Here is a 2,830-nt window from a genome sequence, read left to right on the forward strand (position 1 = left end):
CATTTTCCATGAATAAAAGGATTTTTTATTTTTCTTTTTCCAAATTTGATAGAGTAGTTTGCCATATTCTTGCACCCAACGATAAATCGTCGTATGAGAAACGTTAATGTCACGATCATATAAGATTTCTTGAACTTCACGATAGCTAAGGTTATAACGAAGATAGTAGCCCACGGCTACAATAATCACATCCTGCTGAAATTGCTTTCCTTTAAAATGATTCATCGTCATTCCTCCTGCTATCTTTTTCTATTATTCTACCTTATTTGATAGTAGATTTAAAACTTTGCAACAGAACCGTTGATTTCATAATAATACTCAAGCAGCTCACGGGAATAGGGTTCAATTCGACCGCTGGGCAAAATAAGCATACGGCTAATTCCGATTTGTTCCACAAAGGATGGGTTATGGCTAACGGCAATAATGGTTCCCTCAAACAAATTGAAGTTGCCGCCAATGATTTTCTGCGTTTCTGGGTCAAGGTGGTTGGTCGGCTCGTCCAGTATCAAAAGATTGGCTTTCTGTAATAGGATTTTGCAAAGGGCAACCCTTGCTTTTTCTCCAGGGGACAGCACAGATACTTTCTTGTTTACATCGTCATCATAAAACAGGAAGTTGCTCAGTACGGCTCTGATTTGCCACGGTGTATATCCTTCAGACTCCACATTGTCAATGACCGTTTTGTTTTCATCAAGCTGTTCGAGTTCCTGTGCATAATATGCAATATCAGTTTTCTGGTTAAAGCGAATGCATCCTTCATCTGGACTGAGAATACCCATCATCAATTTCAATAAGGTGGATTTACCGACACCGTTTTCACCCACCACAAGAAATCGTTCTCTTCCGTTAATCTGAAAGGAAAGGTTCTGATAAAGGGTGGGATACCCCGAATAGTGGAAGGTGATATTTTCCACCTCTAAGGGAACTTGTGCCCCTTCACGCTTGGGGCGAATATCCATCTTCACACGCTTGTACAGTCGATTTCTCTTTTGCAGCTCTCCACGCTTTTTATCAAGCCGCAAGGCTCGCTCTTGACCCATTCGTTTGAGGTGATGATTGGTCTGACTGGCTTGTTTTGCTTTTTGTACAAAATCGGAAAGCTCCTTTATTTCTTTTTCCTGCTGTACAATCGCCATTTCACGAATCCGCTGTTCCTCTGCATACTTTTTCTTGTAGATGTAGTAGTCTCCATCATAAACAGATATTTTATGGGTAGCTTTGTTGATGTACATAATTTTGTTGATAATCCGATTTAGAAAATCAATATCATGGCTGATAATCAGTACCGAACCCCTATAATTCTTTAAGTATTTTATAACAAAATCCTTTGTGCTGACATCTAAATGGTTGGTAGGCTCATCCAACAATAGAATTTCCGGTTTTGAATATAGTAGTCTGGCAAATGCCATTTTGGATTTTTGTCCGCCTGAAAGCTCTCTCATCGGACGATGATATAATTCTGCATCAATGCTCATTTTATCTGCAAACTCCAACAGAATTGTTTCTGCCTCATAGAAGTCGAAATACTCCAAGCGTTCTTGCAATGTTCCCATTCGGGCAAGCAGTGCTTCCTGCTCTGCATTGACTGCGGTTTCAAGCTTTTTATAGATTTCTTCCAATTCCTGCTCATACTTTTTAATCGGACGTCCCTCAAAAAGGAAATCCCAAACGGTAATATCCTCATCTTCCAAGACAATTTCCTGTGGGAGATAACCAATACGGGCATTTCCACTGGTCAGTGAACCATTATCAAGTTCAAGTTCTCCCAACAGCAGGCGGAACAAGGTGGTCTTTCCGGCTCCGTTCACGCCGACAATACCGACCTTATCCAAATCTCCGATTTGAAACTCAGCATCCTCATAAATTTCTTCCAACCCAAAGGCTAAATTCATATTTTTACCTTTCATCTTGTATCATTCCTCCATCGTCATACATACTGCAAGCCATCATTTTATGGCTTACAGTTTTCCTTGCTTGATTATCTCCTGTGCGGGGATATATTTTCTTCTCTGATATCATCATTTAAAAAATAAAAGCAGAGGTAGCAATACGTCCCATAGACGTAGCCCTCTGCTTTTTCAGACACTATGCCAATAACATAGATGAAATATAGACAGCAAAAGGCCGTAGACAAAACATTGTCTACGGCCACATATCCAATCATTGAGTTTGCTTATTGAAAGGCAACACAAATAAGGCTCTTAAATCACAAATTTCTGATTTAAATAGCCCTGCCTCTCAAATAAACATTTTATCTGATTGGGCTCCACACAATGCTCTGTCTTATATTGTTGTGTAGAGCCAAAATCAATGCAAAACTTCCCGAATAACACTGTGCTCACCCTCTCTTATTTTATATTTTAATTATAGAGAGCTTGAGTGCATATGTCAATAGCTCATCTAAGCTGCTCACTTTACAGTTTGTTTATAGACCAAGTATTGTACAACTGTAAACTGAATATGTAACGCAAAAGAGGAAACAGAGGGGTAAAATCCTCTGTTTTTCTTTTGCCCTTTTTTAATATGCAGGCAAGCCATAACCATAGACAACGCTACTGCCGATAGGATAGCTATACTCGTTTAATAGGATAGTAAGAAATGCTCATTTTTTTATCCCCAATACTAAAAAGCGAACTACAGGAATCCTTTTAAACAGCTCATAAATTAACGGTGTCAGTATCAGTTCAAGCCCTAAAGCAAGAATATAGATAAATATCATCGGTAAGTTGAGGTAACTGTAAAGCAAGTAGCATACCCACACAACAACAGGATAATGAATAATGTAAATTCCAAAGCTTGCATTTGTCATGTGGTTCTGTTGCAAAGTTTT

At 38.9% G+C, this 2,830-nt stretch carries 2 protein-coding genes and 1 pseudogene; all 3 read right to left on the minus strand.

What is annotated here, in order from left to right:
* Positions 1-225 (minus strand): annotated as a pseudogene (locus KA878_RS12860) (IS6 family transposase); the annotation flags it as partial.
* A gap of 53 nt (positions 226-278) precedes the next feature.
* Positions 279-1,907: an ABC-F type ribosomal protection protein PoxtA gene (poxtA, locus tag KA878_RS12865; RefSeq protein ID WP_002415638.1), complete on the minus strand. Its 1,629-nt coding sequence runs from the start codon at positions 1,905-1,907 to the stop codon at positions 279-281.
* Positions 1,908-2,602: 695 nt separating this feature from the next.
* The coding region (locus tag KA878_RS12870) for a hypothetical protein (RefSeq protein WP_210142174.1) at positions 2,603-2,830 on the minus strand (228 nt) is incomplete at its 5' end.

The sequence above is a fragment of the Staphylococcus sp. GDY8P57P genome (assembly GCF_017892585.1).
Lineage (GTDB): Bacteria > Bacillota > Bacilli > Staphylococcales > Staphylococcaceae > Staphylococcus > Staphylococcus borealis.